Origin of the sequence: Streptomyces lydicus (assembly GCF_004125265.1) — a bacterium.
In the GTDB taxonomy this organism is placed as follows: Bacteria; Actinomycetota; Actinomycetes; order Streptomycetales; family Streptomycetaceae; genus Streptomyces; species Streptomyces lydicus_C.
The window spans coordinates 7,286,925-7,305,178 of sequence record NZ_RDTE01000003.1; the positions used below are offsets into that span (position 1 = coordinate 7,286,925).

At 71.7% G+C, this 18,254-nt stretch carries 14 protein-coding genes; 8 read left to right on the forward strand and 6 right to left on the reverse strand.

Annotation, left to right across the window (positions count from 1 at the left end; genetic code table 11):
- Window positions 1-43 precede the first annotated feature (43 nt).
- Window positions 44-958, reverse strand: coding sequence for a 5'-3' exonuclease (locus tag D9V36_RS34570; protein ID WP_129298894.1), 915 nt, complete (start codon window positions 956-958; stop codon window positions 44-46).
- A 227-nt stretch (window positions 959-1,185) separates the two neighbouring features.
- Here D9V36_RS34570 and D9V36_RS34575 point away from each other — a divergent pair, with 227 nt between their 5' ends.
- The 3 genes from D9V36_RS34575 (at window position 1,186) to D9V36_RS34585 (ending at window position 5,968) form a co-directional block, all read left to right on the forward strand.
- The gene (locus D9V36_RS34575) at window positions 1,186-2,445 is read left to right on the forward strand and encodes a quaternary amine ABC transporter ATP-binding protein (protein ID WP_241721148.1); all 1,260 of its coding nucleotides are present in this window, start codon (window positions 1,186-1,188) and stop codon (window positions 2,443-2,445) included.
- Complete coding sequence (locus D9V36_RS34580; protein WP_129297229.1) at window positions 2,438-5,047, forward strand: ABC transporter permease/substrate binding protein; 2,610 nt, start codon at window positions 2,438-2,440, stop codon at window positions 5,045-5,047. The genes D9V36_RS34575 and D9V36_RS34580 overlap by 8 nt, the downstream gene beginning before the upstream one ends.
- Window positions 5,048-5,191: 144 nt before the next feature.
- A complete protein-coding gene (locus D9V36_RS34585) occupies window positions 5,192-5,968 on the forward strand; it encodes a helical backbone metal receptor (RefSeq protein ID WP_241721149.1) in 777 nt (258 codons plus the stop codon).
- A gap of 162 nt (window positions 5,969-6,130) precedes the next feature.
- Here D9V36_RS34585 and D9V36_RS34590 read toward each other — a convergent pair whose 3' ends face one another.
- The gene (locus D9V36_RS34590) at window positions 6,131-7,306 is read right to left on the reverse strand and encodes a TDT family transporter (RefSeq protein ID WP_129297230.1); all 1,176 of its coding nucleotides are present in this window, start codon (window positions 7,304-7,306) and stop codon (window positions 6,131-6,133) included.
- Window positions 7,307-7,392: 86 nt separating this feature from the next.
- Between D9V36_RS34590 and D9V36_RS34595 the strand changes: the two genes are divergently transcribed.
- Window positions 7,393-8,325 (forward strand): LysR family transcriptional regulator, encoded by a 933-nt coding sequence (locus D9V36_RS34595; protein ID WP_129297231.1) that lies wholly within the window; start codon window positions 7,393-7,395, stop codon window positions 8,323-8,325.
- 141 nt (window positions 8,326-8,466) lie between these two features.
- On the opposite strand, the gene D9V36_RS34600 is transcribed toward D9V36_RS34595, so the two are convergent.
- From D9V36_RS34600 to D9V36_RS34610, 3 genes are all read right to left on the reverse strand, one after another.
- Window positions 8,467-9,165, reverse strand: a complete 699-nt coding sequence (locus D9V36_RS34600; RefSeq protein ID WP_129297232.1) for a gamma-glutamyl-gamma-aminobutyrate hydrolase family protein — start codon at window positions 9,163-9,165, stop codon at window positions 8,467-8,469.
- Between the two features lie 148 nt (window positions 9,166-9,313).
- Complete coding sequence (eat, locus tag D9V36_RS34605) at window positions 9,314-10,801, reverse strand: ethanolamine permease (RefSeq protein ID WP_129297233.1); 1,488 nt, start codon at window positions 10,799-10,801, stop codon at window positions 9,314-9,316.
- Between the two features lie 201 nt (window positions 10,802-11,002).
- Window positions 11,003-11,734 carry a FadR/GntR family transcriptional regulator gene (locus D9V36_RS34610; protein WP_129297234.1) on the reverse strand — a complete coding sequence of 244 codons (732 nt, stop codon included), beginning with the start codon at window positions 11,732-11,734 and terminating at the stop codon, window positions 11,003-11,005.
- Between the two features lie 73 nt (window positions 11,735-11,807).
- Here D9V36_RS34610 and D9V36_RS34615 point away from each other — a divergent pair, with 73 nt between their 5' ends.
- From D9V36_RS34615 to D9V36_RS34630, 4 genes are all read left to right on the forward strand, one after another.
- Window positions 11,808-13,175 carry a glutamine synthetase family protein gene (locus D9V36_RS34615; protein ID WP_129297235.1) on the forward strand — a complete coding sequence of 456 codons (1,368 nt, stop codon included), beginning with the start codon at window positions 11,808-11,810 and terminating at the stop codon, window positions 13,173-13,175.
- A gap of 10 nt (window positions 13,176-13,185) precedes the next feature.
- Window positions 13,186-14,556 carry an aldehyde dehydrogenase family protein gene (locus D9V36_RS34620; protein WP_129297236.1) on the forward strand — a complete coding sequence of 457 codons (1,371 nt, stop codon included), beginning with the start codon at window positions 13,186-13,188 and terminating at the stop codon, window positions 14,554-14,556.
- The gene (locus D9V36_RS34625) at window positions 14,553-15,338 is read left to right on the forward strand and encodes a 3-oxoacyl-ACP reductase (RefSeq protein WP_129297237.1); all 786 of its coding nucleotides are present in this window, start codon (window positions 14,553-14,555) and stop codon (window positions 15,336-15,338) included. The genes D9V36_RS34620 and D9V36_RS34625 overlap by 4 nt, the downstream gene beginning before the upstream one ends.
- Before the next feature lie 122 nt (window positions 15,339-15,460).
- A complete protein-coding gene (locus tag D9V36_RS34630; RefSeq protein ID WP_129297238.1) occupies window positions 15,461-16,777 on the forward strand; it encodes a haloacid dehalogenase-like hydrolase in 1,317 nt (438 codons plus the stop codon).
- Between the two features lie 139 nt (window positions 16,778-16,916).
- Here the strand turns inward: D9V36_RS34630 and D9V36_RS34635 are convergent, their stop codons facing one another.
- Window positions 16,917-18,170 (reverse strand): amino acid deaminase/aldolase, encoded by a 1,254-nt coding sequence (locus D9V36_RS34635; protein WP_241721150.1) that lies wholly within the window; start codon window positions 18,168-18,170, stop codon window positions 16,917-16,919.
- Between the last annotated feature and the right edge of the window lie 84 nt (window positions 18,171-18,254).

The following is an 18,254-nucleotide window of genomic DNA, read 5'->3' on the forward strand; positions in this document are numbered from 1 at the left end:
CCCCTGATACATGAATTATTAGGCTTACCTAACCTAGCAGGTGTCAGTGGCGGAGGGTCAGGAGCAGACGCTGCAGGGCACCGCCGAGGCCCCACTGGGCGGCCAGTGCCTCCAGGCGCTCGGGGTCGGCCGGTTCGGCCGGCAGGGTGTGGTCGACGGCCGGGACGGGCACGTCGGTGGCCACCTTCACGACCGTGGGGGCGACGGCCAGGTAGGGGCGCGCCTCCAGCAGTCGCTTGCGCTGGGCGGGGGTCACCTTCGAGGCCGGGTCGTCGGCGGCGGCCATGATGCCCGCCAGGTCGCCGTAGGTGTCCAGCAGTTTGGCGGCGGTCTTCTCGCCGATGCCCGCAACGCCCGGCAGACCGTCGCTGGGGTCGCCGCGCAGCAGCGCCAGATCGGCGTAACCGGGCCCGTCCACCCCGTACTTCTCGCGCAACAGGGCCTCGTCGGTGATCTGGAGGGTGCCGACGCCCTTGAGCGGATACAGGATGCGGATGCCGCGCCGGTCGTCGACGAGCTGGAAGAGGTCGCGGTCGCCGGTGACGATGTCCACCGGGCCCTTCGCCTGTGCGGTCAGGGTGCCGATGACGTCGTCGGCCTCGTAGCCGGCCGCGCCGATGCGGGCGATGCCCAGGGCGTCCAGGACGTCCTCGATGACCGGGACCTGCGGCGAGAGGGTGTCGGGGATCTCCTCCTCGTCGGGCTCCGCGGAGCCGGCCGGGGCTTCCCCGGCGACCCGGTGTGCCTTGTACGAGGGGATCAGATCGACCCGCCACTGGGGGCGCCAGTCGAAGTCCATGCAGGCGACCAGGTCGTCGGGGTGGTGGTCCTGGACGAGCCGGGCGATGAAGTCCAGCAGGCCGCGTACCGCGTTCACCGGGGTGCCGTCCGGGGCCTTGACTGATTCCGGTACCCCGAAATAGGCGCGGAAGTAGAGAGAGGCGGTGTCGAGGAGCATCAGGCGTCGAGTCACATCCCGCATCTTGCCGTATGCCCCATACGTCACGCGGATGTGAGGTGAATCACTGGCTTGTTTGAGCCAGATAAAGACGGGCAGGCGCGCAACCGGAGTGGACCCGGTCGAGATTCAACCTTTCGACCGGTAAAGGCGGGCGGAACCCGTGCCGCTCCGCGACCTGGCTACGGGGGTGGCAGGTCGTCCTCCGATCGACAAGAGAGGCATATGTGGCCAGGCTGCAAGCCGAGAACCTGTACAAGGTGTTCGGCAGACGACCCGAGGACGCGGTCCGCAGACTCGAAGCCGGCGCCGACCGGGACGAGCTGCGGGCCGAAGGCACCACCGCCGCGGTGATCGACGCCTCGATCGAGGTCGACGAGGGCCAGATATTCGTCGTCATGGGGCTGTCCGGATCGGGCAAGTCCACGCTGCTGCGCACGCTCAACGGGCTGCTGGAGCCGACCTCGGGGACTGTCCGTTTCGACGGCCAGGACCTGACGTCGCTCAGCGACAAGGAGCTGCGCAAGGTCCGCTCCCAGAAGATCTCCATGGTCTTCCAGCACTTCGCGCTCTTCCCGCACCGCAGTGTGCTGGAGAACGCCGCCTACGGCCTCGAAGTGCAGGGCGTACCGCGCGCCGAGCGCATCGCGCGCGCCACCGAGGCGCTGGAACTCACCGGGCTCAAGGGCTGGGAGAAGTCCTGGCCCGACGAGCTGTCCGGCGGTATGCAGCAGCGCGTGGGACTGGCGCGTGCGCTGGCCACCAACGCCGATCTGCTGCTGATGGACGAGTCCTTCAGCGCGCTCGACCCGCTGATCCGCCGCGATATGCAGGACCAGCTGCTGGAGCTGCAGAAGTCGCTGAAGAAGACCATCGTCTTCATCACCCACGACCTGAACGAGGCCATGCGGCTCGGGGACCGGATCGCTGTGATGCGCGACGGCCGGATCGTGCAGATCGGCAGTGCCGAGGACATCCTCGTCACACCGGCCAACGACTATGTCGCCTCGTTCACCCAGGACGTGGACCGCACCCGGGTGCTGACCGCGGGCGCGATCATGACCGAGGTCGGGACGGTGCTCGGCGCCACGGCCGCGGACGGCAGGAAGCTCACCACCGCGGCGGAGTTCCGGGCCGCGGCGCCCGCCGTGGTCGGGGTCGACACCCCGCTGGTCGAGCTGTTCACGCCCTGTTCGACCGGCAGCGTTCCGGTCGCGGTGACCGATGAGCAGGGCGCTCTGGTCGGGGCCGTCACGGCCGAGCGGCTGCTGGCCGTCCTCGGGGAGGCCGCGGAGCAGAGCCCGGCCCCGGCCGGCGCCGTACCGGCCGCTGTCGACGGCGGGACGGCCGCGGAGAAGACGGCCGCGGAGAGGACACCGCTGGAGAAGACACCGGCGGAGAAGACCTCCGAGGCCACCTCCGAGACCACGTCCGGGAACACGTCCACGGACCACGACCCCGAGGACAAGGTGAACGCCGGTGCCTAGGATTCCGATAGGCAGCTGGGCCGACAGCCTGGTCGAATGGCTGCGGGACCACGCCGAGTGGCTTTTCCACTTCGTCACCACCGTGCTGGGCGGCTTCTACGACGGCATCCTCACGGTCCTCTCCGGCCCCACGCCGCTGCTCCTGACGGGCATTTTCGCGGTGATCGCCTGGTGGCTGCGGGGTCTGCCGGCCGCCGTGCTGACCTTCATCGGCTTCGCCCTGATCGATTCGATCGAGCAGTGGCACCAGACCATGCAGTCGCTCTCGCTGGTGCTGGTGGCCTGCATCATCACGGTCGCGGTCGCCGTCCCGCTCGGTATCTGGGCGGCCCGCAACCGTGTCGTCAGCGGAGCGGTGCGTCCGGTACTGGACCTGATGCAGACGATGCCCGCGATGGTCTACCTGATCCCCGGCATCCTGTTCTTCGGCCTGGGCGCCGTCCCGGGCATCGTGTCCACCATCGTCTTCTCCATGCCGCCCGCGGTCCGCATGACCGAACTGGGCATCCGGCAGGTCGACGGTGAACTGGTCGAGGCCGCCGACGCCTTCGGTACCCATCCGCGGCGCACGCTCTTCCGCGTACAGCTGCCGCTCGCGCTGCCGACGATCATGGCCGGTATCAACCAGGTCATCATGCTGGCGCTGTCCATGGTCGTCATCGCCGGCATGGTCGGCGGAGCCGGTCTCGGCGGCACCGTCTACCTCTCGCTCAGCTCGGTCGATGTGAAGCTGGGCGCGGAGGGCGGTCTCGCGGTCGTCATCCTCGCGGTGTACCTGGACCGGATGACCAGCGCGCTCAACCAGCGGGTCTCCCCGCTGGGCCGGCGCGCGCTGGCCAAGGCGCAGGCCGCGCTCGGCGGCCTGAAGTTCCTCCGGTGGAAGCCCGCGACCTCCCTGGCGACGGTCGCCGTGGTGGTGCTTGCGCTGGTCGCCGGCGGGATGAGCGTCCTCGGCAAGGACAAGGGCAGCGGCTCCGGGGGCACCGACGGCAACGGCCGGCCGATCAGCCTCGGCTACGTCAACTGGGACGAGGGCAAGGCCACGACCTTCCTGTGGAAGGAGATCCTGGAACAGCGCGGCTACAAGCCCCGGGCCCAGGCCCTGGACGCCGGGCCTCTCTTCACCGGCCAGGCCCGTGGTGACATCGACGTCCAGACCAACGCCTGGCTGCCGACGACCCACGCCGAGTACTGGAAGAAGTACAAGGACAAGCTCGAGGACCTGGGCGCCTGGTACGACAAGACCTCGCTGGAGATCGCGGTCCCGTCCTACATGAAGGACGTCAAGACCCTGGACGACCTCAAGGGCAAGGGCGGCACCTTCGGCGGCAAGATCGTCGGGATCGAGCCGGGCGCGGGCGAGATGAAGATCCTCAAGGACAAGGTCCTCAAGGATTACGGCCTGGGCGGCGAGTACAAGGTCATGGAGTCCAGCACCTCGTCCATGCTCACCGAGCTGGACCGCTCGATCCACGACAAGAAGCCGATCGCCGTCACGCTGTGGTCCCCGCACTGGGCCTACGACAAGTACAAGCTGACCAAGCTCAAGGACCCCAAGGGCTCCTTCGGCTCCGGGGACAGCCTGCACATGCTGGGCCGCAAGGGCTTCTCCCACGACGAGCCGCAGGTCGCCGGCTGGATGAAGAACTTCCACCTGGACGAGAAGCAGCTCACCAGCCTCGAAAGCGCGGTCAAGAACGCCGGTACGGGCCATGAGCAGGAGGGCGTGCGCGCCTGGCTCAAGCAGCACCCGGGCATGGTCAACAAGCTGGCGCCGTCCGCCAAGGCCCAGTACGCCAAGGGCAAGGACGCGGGCAAGACCCCGACCATGGGCTACCCGGCGTGGGACGAGGGCATCGCCACCACCTACCTCTGGAAGAACATCCTGGAGAAGCGGGGCTACAGGCCGAAGCTGCAGAACCTCGATGTCGGCCCGATGTGGACCGGGTTGTCGACGGGACAGATCGATGTCGAGACCGACGCCTGGCTTCCGGTGGCGCAGAAGCAGTACTGGGACAAGTACAAGGACGATCTCGTCGATGTGGGGGCCTGGTACGACAAGACCTCCCTGGAGATCGCCGTCCCGTCCTACGTCAAGGGCGTGAAGACCCTGGACGATCTGCGCAAGCACAAGGACACCTTCGGCGGCAAGATCATCGGTATCGAGCCGGGCACCGGCGAGATGAAGCGCCTCAAGAGCGTGGTGTCTCCCGCGTACGGCCTGGACGGCTTCGACGTCACCGAGGCCGGGACCAGCGCCATGCTCACCGAGCTGGAGCGGGCCTACGCCAAGAAGGAGCCCATCGCGGTGGTCCTGTGGTCCCCGCACTGGGCGTACAGCAAGTACCACCTCACCAAGCTCAAGGACCCCCAGGGCACCTGGGGCGCCAACAACCAGATCAAGACGATCGGCAACAAGAGCTTCCCGGACAAGTTCCCGGAGTTCCACCGCTGGTTGAAGAACTGGAAGATGAGCTCCGCTGAGCTCGGCAGCCTGGAGAAGGACATCCAGGCGGCCGGCAAGGGCAACGAGAACAAGGGCGTCCAGAAGTGGATCGACGCCCACCCGGGCATCGTCGACAAGATGGCACCCGTGAAGTAGTCCTCATCGGCGCCCACGTCGGCGCGGCGAGCCCCGCCACCGGATCCTTCGGTGGCGGGGCTCGGGCGTTTGGGTGCGCACGGATCCGGTCATGCGCCGGGTGCGGTCCGGCCGGGGCGGGCCGGTCCGTGCGAGGCTGGCGCCATGATGAGCCGCACTCCGCCGCGCCGCGTGGTCTCCCTCGTGCCCTCGCTGACGGAGGCGGTCGCCCGCACCGCCCCCGGCCTGCTGGTGGGGGCCACCGACTGGTGCAGCGAGCCGGCCGGACTCGATGTCGTCCGCATCGGCGGCACCAAGAACCCGGACACGGAGCGGATCGCCGCCCTCGCCCCCGACCTGGTCCTCGCCAACGAGGAGGAGAACCGGGAGCCGGATCTCGCCGCGCTGCGCGCCGCCGGGATCGCGGTGCTGGTCACCGAAGTACGGACCCTGCCGCAGGCGTTCCGGGAGCTGGAGCGGGTCCTCGTCCACGGCTGCGGGCTGGCCCGGCCCCCGTGGCTGGACGCCGCCGAGGCCGCCTGGCGCGAGCTGCCGGTCCCGGCGGCGATTGGGGTCTCCCCTGCTCGAACGGAGTTGAGAGCTTGGGGAAGGACGGCGGTGGTGCCCGTCTGGCGGCGGCCGTGGATGGTGCTGGGCCGGGACACCTTCGCGGGCGACCTCCTGGCCCGGCTGGGCGTCCGCCATCACTACGCGGACCACGCCGACCGCTACCCCCGTGTCCCGCTCGACGCGCTCCTCGCCTGTGCCGCCGACCTCGTGGTGCTGCCCGACGAGCCGTACCGCTTCAGCGCCGAGGACGGTCCCGAGGCGTTTCCGGGCCTGCCCGCCGCGCTGGTCAGCGGCCGGTATCTGACCTGGTACGGGCCCTCCCTGGTGCGCGCTCCGGGCGAGCTGGCCGAGGCCCTGGCCGCGGCGCGGTGAGGGGGCGGGAGACCTCGCCCGCGGCCGGGTGAGGCGGCGTACGACGGCCAGGCGGTCGAACGGCTGAGGACGACGGCGCGGTCGAGCGGCGTGCGACGGGTGGGGAGACACCCCCTACGACTACGCGGTCGAGCGGCGCACGACGGCCGGGGGAGACACCCCCTACGACGTGACCGGCCGCGGCGGCGCGAGCAGGCGGCCGTGGACCAGGCCGGCGGCGGTGCGGGTGGCGGCCACCGCCACGGCGGTCACCAGGAGCGCGAACAGGCCCACCGCGAGCCAGTCGAAGGCGATCAGCCCGGTGCGCCGGGCCAGCCCCGCCGCGCCCGTGACGCAGGTCCCGAGGGGGAAGGTGAAGCCCCACCAGGTCATCGCGAAACCCATGCCGTTGCGGACGGCGCGCACCACCAGCGCGGTGGCGAGCGCCAGCCAGAGGAGGGCGAAGCCCATGACCGGGACGCCGTAGAGCACCGCGAAGGCGCCCATGGCGTGCGCGGACGAGGCGTCCACGACGCCGGGTGCGGCATGGGCGAGGTTGGCCACGGCGGTGGTGGACTGCCCCAGGGGGCCCAGGACGAGGAACAGCGTGGGGGTGAGCGCGAGGGGGAGCGGGCCGTGGTGGATCAGCCGGGACAGCACGAGCGGCAGGACGAGCAGCGTGGCCAGCAGCGACATGCCGAACAGCGCGTAGCAGGCGAACAGCAGGGACGCCTGCCACTGGCCGGCCGGCAGATACGGCACCAGGGCCGGGCCCAGTGCCGCCGACACCATGGGAGCGACCAGCGGCAGCAGCCAGACGGGAGAGGCGCTGCCGGGCTCGATGCGGTGCCTGGCCACCATCAGGTACGGGATGCCGGCGGCGCAGGTGAGGCCGACGAGGGTGCCCAGGATCCACAGGGCGGCGTCGGCGGCCACCGCGGCCGGTTCGCCGATGACCGTGCGGCCCACGGCGAGCGTGCCGCCGCCGACCGCCAGCAGGGCCATCGCCAGACATCCGTAGAAGGGGGCGACGGCCGGGTCGAGCAGCTGGCGGCGCGCCTGGTCCCCGTGGCGCGCCCAGTGCACGGCCCGCGCGGCCAGCAGCGTCAGCAGCATCAGCGCGGACAGCGCCCAGACGACCTGGTAGGCGGTGTGCAGGCCGGGGGCGGTGAGCGGCAGGACCGTGCCGGCGTTGGCGACGATCGCGGTGCCCATGACGGCGGCGTACCAGTTCGGGCCGAGATGGCGGACCGAGGGCGCGGTATCGGGTGTGCTGCCGCGGCCGGCGGCGGGGCCGGTGCCGGGGTCGGGGTCGGCGGCGGTGCCGGGGCGGGAAGGTGCTTGCGCGGGAGATGCCATGAGAACAGCGTCGCCGCCCGGCACGGCCGCCACCAGGGACCTCGTGTCTATGAGGGCATAAGCTGGGGTTATGTGCAGGGGGACTTATGAGTGGTGAGGCCGGGCCCGTCGCCGTATCGCTGGCGCACCGGGTACCGGACCTCGGTGCGCTGGAGCTGCTGCTCGCCGTCGCCCGGCTCGGCAGTCTGGGGCGGGCCGCCCGGGCGCGGGGCATCTCCCAGCCCGCCGCCAGCAGCCGTATCCGCTCGATGGAGCGGCAGTTGGGAGTGGCGCTGGTCGAACGCTCGCCGCGCGGCTCCCGGTTGACGGACGCCGGGGCCCTGGTGACGGACTGGGCGCGCCGGGTGGTGGAGGCCGCCGAGGCCTTCGACGCCGGTGCGCAGGCGCTGCGGGGCCAGCGTGATTCCCGGCTGCGGGTCGCGGCCAGCATGACCATCGCCGAGTATTTGCTGCCGGGGTGGCTGATCGCCCTGCGCGCGCGGCGGCCAGGGACCGCCGTATCGCTGCTGGCGGGCAATTCCGGCGCGGTGGCCGAGCGGCTGCTGGGCGGCGACGCGGACCTCGGCTTCGTGGAGGGGCTGGAGGTACCGGCGGGGCTGGACGGGACGGTCATCGGGCAGGACCGGCTGGTCGTGGTCGCGGCTCCGTCGCACCCGTGGGCCCGGCGCCGGGGGGAGCTGACCGTCGCCGAACTCGCCGCCACCCCGCTGATCCTGCGCGAGCGGGGCTCGGGGACCCGCCAGGTGCTGGACGCGGCGCTCGCCCGGCACGGCGGGCTGGCCGAACCGCTCCTCGAACTCGCCTCGACGACCGCCGTGAAGGCGGCCGTGGTGAGCGAGGCGGCACCGTCCGTCCTCAGCGAACTCGCGGTCGGTGAGGAGCTGACCGCGCGCCGGCTGGTCGAGATTCCGGTGCGTGAGCTGCGGCTCGGCCGGGAGCTGCGGGCGGTGTGGCCCGCCGGTCAGCGGCCGGCGGGCCCGGCCCGCGAGCTGCTGGGGCTGACCCGCGGGGCGTCCTGAGACTGCGGGACCCGCGGGGGCCTTGAGCGTGCGGGGCCCGTGGGACGTCGTGCCGGGTCCGTGGGGGGCCTGAGCGTGCCGGGCCCGTGCGCGTCCTGAGCGTGCCGGGCCCGCGGGCCGCCGGCGGCCCGGCACGCCCCGTCACTTGGCGGCGGACGCCTCGCCTGCCGCCGCCACCAGGGCCTCCATCACCCGGGTGTCCTCCCCGGCCTCCGGGTGCCACTGCACCGCCAGGGTGAAGCCGTACGCGCCCGGGAGTTCCAGAGCCTCGATGGTGCCGTCCTCCGCGTAGGCGGACGGCACCAGCCCGCGGCCGATCCGGTCCACGGCCTGGTGGTGGTAGGTCGGCACGGAGACCGGCTCGGGCAGCGTCCGGCCCAGCAGCGTCCCGGGGACCGGCTTGATGTCGTGCCGGTCGAAGACTCCGGGGGCGCCGGCATGCCCGTCGAGGTGCTGGACCAGGGTGCCGCCCAGGACCACGTTCAGCAGCTGGAGGCCGCGGCAGATGCCCAGCAGCGGTACGCCGCCCGCCAAGGCGGCCTCGATCAGGGCCAGTTCCCAGGCGTCCCGGTCCAGGGCGGGCGGACCGGTCCTGGGGTGCGGCTCCGCGCCGTAGCGCGCCGGCTGCACATCCGCGCCGCCGGCGATCACCAGCCCGTCCAGGCGGGCCACGGCCGCGGCCGCGGTGTCCGGATCGCCCGGTGGCAGCAGCGCGGCCAGCCCGCCCGAGCGTTGCACCAGCTTCGGATAACCGGCGGGTACCAGGGCGGCGGGCAGGGCCCACACCCCCCACCGGGCCTCTTCCTGGTACGTGCTGATGCCGATGAGGGGCTGGGACATGGGGTGCGGTCCTCCGTGGGGCGGTGGGTGGGTTCGGGCGCGTGAGTGAGTGAGTGGGGGAGCGGGGGAGTACGGGCGGGTGCGGGGACGGACGGGGCCGGCCGGGAGTGCCCGGCCGGCCATGGCTGCGTCCCGGGGGCCGGGCCGGTCAGTCGCGTTCGAGCTCCGCCTCCGCCGCCGCGAGCGCCGCGAACTCCTCCTCGGGGGCCGTGGCCACCAGCCGGTGGCGGGAGTAGAAGGCGAAGTAGGCGAGCGCGACGACATAGACGCCGAGGGCGATGAAGGCGGCTTCCTTGTCGACCAGGAACGTCGCCACCAGCGCCGAGCAGGCCAGGACGAACGCGACGGACGAGGTCAGCATGCCGCCGGGGGTGCGGTAGGGGCGGGGCAGACCGGGCTCGCGGCGGCGCAGCACGAGGTGCGAGAGCGCCATCAGCGCATAGGAGATGGTGGCGCCGAAGACCGCGACATTGAGCATCCGGGCGCCGTCGCCGGTGGCCGCGGCGAGCGCGAAGCCCAGCGCCCCGGGCACCAGCAGCCCCAGGTAGGGGGCCTTGCGGCGGCTGGTCAGGGAGAGGAAGCGGGGCAGGTAACCGGCCCGGGAGAGCGCGAAGAGCTGGCGGGAACCGGCGAAGATGAGGGAGAAGAAGGACGCCACGAGGCCCGCGAGACCGGCGTAGTTGACGATCCGGCTGACGGTGGTCGGCGTGCCGTGCGGCTGCAGCGCCTGGACCAGCGGGTCGCCCACCGACTGGATCGCCGCCGAGCCGCGTGCCCCGGTGGCGGCGGTAAAGGTGATCAGCGCCAGCACCAGCAGGATGCCCATCGCCGCGGCCATCGCCTTGGGCAGCGACCGGGCCGGGTCCTTGGTCTCCTCGGCCGCCAGCGGGACGCCCTCGACGCCGAGGAAGAACCACATGCCGAACGGGAAGGCCGCCCAGATCCCCAGAATGCCGAACGGCAGCCAGGAGTTGGCCCCGAAGGCACCGGCCTTGACGGGGATGTCGTTGAGCGTGTCCACATGGAAGTCGGTCAGGGCGGCGATCGCGAAGACGACGATCGCGGCGACCGCTATGGCGGTGACGATCAGGCTGAAGCGCAGCGCCTCGCCCACGCCCCACAGGTGGATCCCGATGAAGATGGCAAAGCAGGCGAGATAGACCGGCCAGCTGGAGTGGAGTCCGAAGAGGCCGAGCGATTCGACGTAGTCACCGATGAAAATGGAGATCGCGGCGGGCGCCAGTACATATTCGATGAGGATGGCGGTGCCGGTCAGAAAGCCGCCCCAGGTGCCCAGGGCGCGCCGGGCGAAGCCGTAGCCGCCGCCGGCCGTCGGCAGGATCGAGGCCAGCTCCGCCAGCGCGAACACCAGACAGGTGTACATCAGGCCCATCAGGACGGCGGCGATCGCCAGGCCGCCGAAGCCGCCCTGCGCCAGACCGTTGTTCCATCCCGAGAAGTCGCCGGAGACGACATAGGCGACGCCCAGGCCGGTCAGCAGCAGGGGGCCCGCGCTGCCGCGGCGCAGTGTCCGCCGCTCCAGATAGCTCTCGTCGGATGATGCGCCGCCGTCCGGGGAGCTGCCGCCCGGTGACGCGGTGGGCGGTGCGGTCTGCGATTCCGTGCTGTCGGCCATGAGCCGCTCCTGCCTCGCCGAGGGGATAACGAGCAAAGGTTTAGCGGCATACCTTTGCTGGCGAGGTCGGCTCAGCGCAAGACCTGGAGGTAAAAGAATGGTGAACGCGCGCCCACCGTCCCCGGGCGGGCGCTCAGGGTGACGGAGCGGTCGGGGTGACGGAGCGGTCGGGGTGACGGAGCGGTCGGGGTGACGGTGCGGTCAGGGAGAGGGGGCGGTCAGGAATCCCCGCAGCAGCGCCGCGGTCCCGCAGCAGTGCTCGCGCATCACCTCGCGTGCCCCGTCCGGATCGCCCTCCAGCACCGCCTCCACCAGCGCCGTGTGCTGGGTCTGGGAGTGCTCCAGGTTTCTGACCAGCAGTGGAATGCAGTCCAGGAGATCGTTCACCCGCGCCCGCACCGCCGCGTACTGCGCCGCCAGCGACGCCGACCCGGACAGTTCCGCGAGGGTCAGATGCAGCAGGGTGTCGCGCCGGCGGTAGTCGGCGAGCGGTGCGTCCTGGGTGGCGGCGAGCGCCGCCCGCAGCCGGTCGCTCTGCTGGTCATCGAGCCCGTGGGCGGCGCACAGCCCGGCCGCGCCCACCTCCAGCACCTCCCGGAAGCGCAGGGTGTCCTCGACGTCGATCTTCCCGATCCTGCGGCGCAGCTCCGCCTCGTCCGGATTCTCCGAGCGCATCCGGACGAAGGTGCCGCCGTAGCGCCCGCGCCGGCTCTCCACCAGGCCCTCGTCCTGCAGCACCTTCAGGACCTCGCGCAGGGTGACCCGGCTGATCTGCAGCCGCTCGGCCAACTCGCGCTCGGCGGGCAGCCGTTCGCCCCGGGGTACCAGACCGAGCCGGACGATCTGGAGTATCTGCTCCAGCGCCTCCTCGAAACCGTTGCCCGCCCGCACCGGTCGCAGTACGGGTGCCAGTCGGTCCGCCGCACCGTCCATCGATACCCCTTCCCAATCAATGGTTCGTGTGCCTACCTTATGACCTCCGGATGCAGTGACAGGAGGCAACACCGTGGCAGACCGCACGCCCCCACTCTCCGTCGAGGAGCTCAGGGTCCTCGTCGACGCCGGGGAGATCGACACTGTCGTCCTCGCCTTCACCGATATGCAAGGCAGGCTCCAGGGCAAGCGGTTCGCGGCCCGATACTTCCTCGACACCGTCCTCGACCACGGTACGGAGGGCTGCAACTACCTCCTCGCCGTCGACGTCGACCTCAACACCGTCGAGGGCTATGCGATGTCCTCGTGGGAGCGCGGCTACGGCGACTTCGCCATGCACGGCGACCCCGGTACCCTGCGCCGCACCCCCTGGAACGCCGGCACCGCCCTGATCACCGCCGACCTCGCCTGGCACGACCGCTCCCCGGTCGCCGCCTCGCCCCGGCAGATCCTGCGCCGCCAGCTCGACCGGCTCGCCGAGCGCGGCTGGAGCGCCTACGCCGGCACCGAGCTGGAGTTCATGCTCTTCAAGGACTCCTACGAGGACGCCTGGTCCCGCGGCTACCGCGAGATGAACCCCGCCAACCAGTGGAACGGCGACTACTCCGTCCTCGGCACCGGCCGCGTCGAGCCCGTCCTGCGCCGCATCCGCAACGAGATGGGCGCGGCCGGCATGACCGTCGAGTCCGCCAAGGGCGAGTGCAACCTCGGCCAGCACGAGATCGTGTTCGTCTACGACGAGGCGCTCACCACCTGCGACCAGCACGCCATCTACAAGACCGGCGCCAAGGAGATCGCCGCGCAGGAGGGCATGTCGCTCACCTTCATGGCGAAGTACGACGAGCGCGAGGGCAACTCCTGTCATATCCACCTCTCGCTGCAGGACGAGGACGGCCGGCCGGTGCTGGCCGACGACGACGGCCCGTACGGCATGTCGAAGACCATGCAGCACTTCCTGGCGGGCCAGGTCGCGGCGATGCGGGACTTCACGCTCCTCTACGCCCCCAACATCAACTCCTACAAGCGCTTCCGCCCCGGCTCCTTCGCGCCCACCGCCGTCGCCTGGGGCCCCGACAACCGCACCTGCGCCCTGCGGGTGGTCGGCCACGGCCGTGCCCACCGGCTGGAGAACCGCCTGCCCGGCGGCGATGTGAACCCCTACCTCGCGGTCGCCGGCATGGTCGCGGCGGGTCTGTACGGCATAGAGCACGAGCTGGAACTCCCCGAGGCGACCACCGGCAACGCCTACAACGGCGATGCCGCGCATGTCCCCACCACCCTGCGCGAGGCCGCCGAGCTGTGGGAGCGCAGCCCGATCGCCCGGGCGGCGTTCGGCGACGAGGTCGTCGACCACTACCGCCACATGGCCCGCGTCGAACAGGACGCCTACGACGCCGCCGTCACGGACTGGGAGCGCTTCCGCTCCTTCGAGCGCATGTAAGGAACCGCACGTGTTGCACGAGCTGAAGATTCTCAACCCGGCGACCGAGGAGGTGGTGGCCACCGTCCCCACCACCTCTCCCGAAGAGGTCGACGCGGCGGTCCGCCGGGCCGCGGCCGCCCAGGAGGCCTGGGCGGCGGTGGCACCCGGCGACCGGGCCCGCATCCTGCGCCGCTTCGCCGACGTCGTCGATGCGCACATCGAGCCGCTCGCCGCCCTCGAACTCAAGGAGGCCGGCCACCCCCTGGGCAACGCCCGGTGGGAAGCGGGCAACGTCCGCGATCTGCTGCACTACGCGGCGGGGGGAGTGGAGCGGCTGACCGGCACCCAGATCCCGGTCGCCGGCGGCCTGAACCTCACGGTCCAGGAGCCGCTGGGCGTGGTCGCCGTCATCGCGCCCTGGAACTTCCCGATGCCGATCGCCGCCTGGGGCACCGCCCCCGCGCTCGCGGCCGGCAACGCCGTTCTCCTCAAGCCCGCCGAGACCACCCCGCTCACCGCACTCCGGCTCGGCGAACTCGCCCTGGAGGCCGGGCTGCCCGAGGGCCTGTTCCAGGTGCTGCCCGGCGAAGGGCCGGTCACCGGCACCGCGCTGGTCGACCACCCCGGCGTCGCCAAGGTCGTCTTCACCGGCTCCACCACCACCGGCCGGCAGATTGCCGCCCGCTGCGCGGCACAGACCAAGCGGCTCACCCTCGAACTCGGCGGCAAGAGCCCCAACATCGTCTTCGCCGACGCGGACATCGAGGCCGCGGCGGCCGCCGCCCCCGGCTCCTTCCTCGACAACACCGGCCAGGACTGCTGCGCCCGCAGCCGTATCCTCGTCCAGCGCTCCGTCTACGACCGCTTCCTGGAGCTGCTGGAGCCCGCGGTCAAGGCGTTCACCGTCGGCGACCCGGCGGACCCCGCCACCCAGATGGGGCCGCTGATCTCCGCCGCCCAGCGCGAGCGCGTACGGTCCTTCGTCCCCGAGGACGCCCCGGCCGCCATCCGCGGCGAGGCCCCCGCCGGCAAGGGCTTCTGGTACCCGGCTACCGTCCTGGAGGGCCGCCCCGAGGACCGTACGGCAGTCGAGGAGATCTTCGGCCCGGTCGCCGTCGTCATGCCCTTCGACGACGAGGCCGACGCCGTCCGGCTCGCCAACGCCGGTGACTACGGCCTGGCCGGCTCGCTGTGGACCCGTGACGTCGGCCGCGCCCTGCGGGTCTCGCGCGGCGTCGCGGCCGGCAACCTCTCCGTCAACTCCCACAGCGCCGTGCGCTACTGGACCCCCTTCGGCGGGTTCAAGCAGTCCGGCCTCGGCCGTGAGCTCGGCCCGGACGCCCTGACCGCCTTCACCGAGACCAAGAACATCTTCATCAGCACCGAGGAGACCAAGTGACCGACCAGACCGCAGTGTGCCGCCGCCTCGTCGGCCGTACCGCCGTGATCACCGGTGCCGGCAGCGGCATCGGCCTGGCCACCGCCCGCCGACTGGCCTCCGAAGGCGCCAACGTCGTCTGTGCCGACATCGACGAGACGGCGGGCAAGGCCGCGGCCGCCGAGGTCGGCGGCCTCTTCGTCCAGGTGAACGTGACCGACTCCGACCAGGTCGAGGCGCTGTACAAGACCGCCTTCGACACCTACGGCTCGGTCGACATCGCCTTCAACAACGCCGGGATCTCCCCGGACGACGACGACTCGATCCTCACCACCGGCCTGGACGCCTGGAAGCGCGTCCAGGAGGTCAACCTCACCTCGGTCTACCTCTGCTGCAAGCACGCCCTGCCCTACATGCGCGACCAGGGCCGCGGCTCGATCATCAACACCGCGTCCTTCGTGGCCGTGATGGGCGCCGCCACCTCGCAGATCAGCTACACCGCCTCCAAGGGCGGCGTGCTGTCCATGTCCCGCGAACTGGGTGTCCAGTTCGCCCGCGAGGGCATCCGGGTCAACGCCCTGTGCCCGGGGCCCGTCAACACCCCGCTGCTGCAGGAGCTGTTCGCCAAGGACCCCGAGCGCGCCGCGCGCCGCCTGGTGCACGTCCCCGTCGGCCGGTTCGCCGAGCCCGAGGAGATCGCCTCCGCCGTCGCCTTCCTCGCCAGCGACGACTCCTCGTTCGTCAACGCCGCCGAATTCCTGGTCGACGGCGGTATCGCGGGCGCCTACGTCACTCCCGTCTGACGCGCCCCTCCCGCCCCTCGGGAACGGGCGGGAACCGCAGGTAAAGTCCGACCTCCACACCGGGACCGGCACCACCGCGTGCCGGTCCCGGCGTGCTTCCTGACCCCCACCACGGAGGACATATGGGTACCACCGGCTCCAAGAGGTACGCCCTCGCCCTGGGACTGGCCGGGGCCGCCACCCTCTCGGCGCTCACGGCCACCGCGCCCGCCACCGCTGCCACTCCCGCAGACGCCCCCGCCAAGACCCCGGCGCGCGCCACCTGTCCCCAGCTCTCCCCGCACATCTCGTGGTACGGCCACAACCGCGCCAAGCTGCAGAAGATGATCGACGAGCGCGGGCTCTGCTCGCACCCGGACGGCCACTTCGCGCACCGCCCGGTCGCCGCCTTCGACTGGGACAACACCGTCGTCAAGAACGACATCTCCGACGCCACCCTCGCCTGGGCGCTGCGGCACGACAAGATCCTGCAGCCCAGGAGCTGGCGGGCCACCAGCCCCTGGCTGACCCCGGCCGCCGACCGCGCGCTGACCAAGGCCTGCGGCACCCGCGTCCCGGCCGGACGGCCGCTGCCCACCGCCGAGAACACCGCCTGCACCGACGAGATCATGGAGATCCGCGGCGAGGCGAAGACCATGAGCGGCGCCGAGGCCTTCGCGGGACACTGGAACCACCGCCGTACCGTCCCCGAATACGCCTGGGTGCCCCAGCTGTTCGCCGGCCTGCGGCCCGCCCAGCTCACCTCGTACGCCAAGAAGGCCCGCGCCGAGAACCTTGCCGCACCCGTCGGCACCCAGCAGACCGTCGGCACCCACAAGCTGGCCGGCTACATCCGCTACTACGACCAGCAGAAGGACCTGATCCGCACGCTGAAGGCGGCCGGCTTCGACGTCTATATCGTCTCCGCCTCCGCGGAGACCGTGGCCGAGGCCTGGTCCGGCGGCGTCGGACTGGACGCCGCGCACACCCTCGGCGTCCGCAGCATGGTCCACCACGGCAGGTTCACCACCGGCATCCGCGGCTGCGGCGATGTCAAGGACGGCCATGGCGAGGTCATTCCGTACATCGACGGCAAGCGCTGCTGGATCAACCAGGAGATCTTCAAGATCAAGGGCGCCAAGGCCTGGCGGCAGCAGGACCCCGCGCACCGCATCGCACTCGGCGGCGGAGACGCCGACACCGACGTGACCTTCGTGAACGACGCCACCGGGGCGCACCTGGCCGTCAACCGCAACAAGAGCGAGCTGATGTGCCGTGGCTACGACAACGCCGACGGCCGCTGGGTGGTGAACCCGATGTTCATCGACCCGCTGCCCCGCAAGTCCGGCGCCTACCCCTGCGCCACCGAGGCCCACAACAACCCCGACGGCAGCTTCGGGCCACTGCGCCGCCCCGACGGGAGCGTGGTGCCCGACCAGCAGGACCGCATTCACGGCTGAAGGCACGGCCGACGCGCACCGGCCCGCCCGGGAGTTCTTCCCGGGCGGGCCCATCGGAGGGGCCTATAGGGAGGCCCATCCGGCGGGCCTCCCTTACGGGCTCCCGGACGCCCCCTTCGCGGTGACCGGGACCGTCCGCCTACAGGAACGTGTGCCCCTCCCCCCGGTACGTCGGCACCGTTTCCACCACCCGCTCCCCGTCGATCAACCGCAGCTGGTCGAACCGCTCGCACAGCTCACCGGCCTTGGCGTGCCGGAACCACACCTTGTCGCCGATCCGCAGCCCGTCGGCGGCCGGACCCAGCAACGGCGTCTGCACCTCGCCGGGGCCCTCCTGCGGGTCGTAGCGCAGCCCGGCCGGCAGATACGGCACCGGCAGCCGGTCGGGACCCGCCACCCCCGACGCCGGATAGCCGCCGCCCAGCACCGTGACCACCCCGGGGCCCGGGCGGCGCACCACGGGCTGGGCGAACAGCGCCGCCGGACGCCCGCTGAACGAACGGAAGTTGTCGAACAGCCGGGGCAGATAGAGCCCCGACCCGGCCGCGACCTCGGTGACCGCCGCCTCCGCCGCGGTGTGCTGCACACTGCCGGTCCCGCCGCCGTTGACGAACTCCAGGCGCGGCGCCACCTCCCGCACCGCCCGTACCGCCTCCCAGCGGCGCTGCGCCAGCTCCTTGCGCGCCGCCGCCTGCATCATCCGGATCGCCCGCGAGAACACCGGCTTACCGGCGACGTCGTCGCCCACACCGGCCACATGCCCCTCGTACGCCATCAGCCCCACCAACCGGAAACCGGGGCGGCGCACCACCGTCCGGGCCAGCGCCGCCAGCCGGTCGGGCGTCCGCAGCGGCGAACGGCGGGCACCGACCCGCACCTTCCCGCCCAGCAGCCGGTAGGAGGTGTCGAGTTCCAGGCATACCCGCACCTCCTCGCCCGCCCCGCCGGCCGGCCGGGCCGCATCGATCAGCTCCAGCTGCGCCGGGTCGTCGACCATCACCGTCACCGCGGCCGCGAGCTGCGCGTCGCCGGTCAGTTCGGCGAAGCCCGCCCGGTCCGCCGACGGGTAGGCCAGCAGGATGTCCGTGAAGCCCGAGCGCGCCAGCCACAGCGACTCGGCAAGCGTGAAACTCATGATCCCCGCGAAGCCCTCGCGCGCCAGCACCCGCTCCAGCAGCGCCCGGCAGCGCACCGACTTGCTGGCCACCCGGATCGGCTTGCCCTTCGAACGGCGTACCAGATCGGCGGCGTTGGCGTCGAACGCCTGCAGGTCGACGACGGCCAGCGGCGCGTCGAGATGGGCGGTGGCCCGGTCGAACGGGGTCTCCCCGGCCGGATGGAGCGCCTGGGGAGAAGCCGTGCCGTCATGGGTAGCGACTGTCTGCGGGGGCATGGCCGCAGCCTGCCAGAGCTTCCCCACCGCCAAAAGGGTGTGGGAGGCGCCCCTACCGATGGGTAGAGGGGAGTTTGCGACAGA

Bases quoted from the DNA above. Each gene is read 5' to 3' on its own strand.
- D9V36_RS34570 (WP_129298894.1), bottom strand. From the start codon at position 958: ATGCTCCTCGACACCGCCTCTCTCTACTTCCGCGCCTATTTCGGGGTA.
- D9V36_RS34585 (WP_241721149.1), top strand. From the start codon at position 5,192: ATGATGAGCCGCACTCCGCCGCGCCGCGTGGTCTCCCTCGTGCCCTCG.
- D9V36_RS34590 (WP_129297230.1), bottom strand. From the start codon at position 7,306: ATGGCATCTCCCGCGCAAGCACCTTCCCGCCCCGGCACCGCCGCCGAC.
- D9V36_RS34595 (WP_129297231.1), top strand. From the start codon at position 7,393: ATGAGTGGTGAGGCCGGGCCCGTCGCCGTATCGCTGGCGCACCGGGTA.
- D9V36_RS34600 (WP_129297232.1), bottom strand. From the start codon at position 9,165: ATGTCCCAGCCCCTCATCGGCATCAGCACGTACCAGGAAGAGGCCCGG.
- eat (WP_129297233.1), bottom strand. From the start codon at position 10,801: ATGGCCGACAGCACGGAATCGCAGACCGCACCGCCCACCGCGTCACCG.
- D9V36_RS34610 (WP_129297234.1), bottom strand. From the start codon at position 11,734: ATGGACGGTGCGGCGGACCGACTGGCACCCGTACTGCGACCGGTGCGG.
- D9V36_RS34630 (WP_129297238.1), top strand. From the start codon at position 15,461: ATGGGTACCACCGGCTCCAAGAGGTACGCCCTCGCCCTGGGACTGGCC.
- D9V36_RS34635 (WP_241721150.1), bottom strand. From the start codon at position 18,170: ATGCCCCCGCAGACAGTCGCTACCCATGACGGCACGGCTTCTCCCCAG.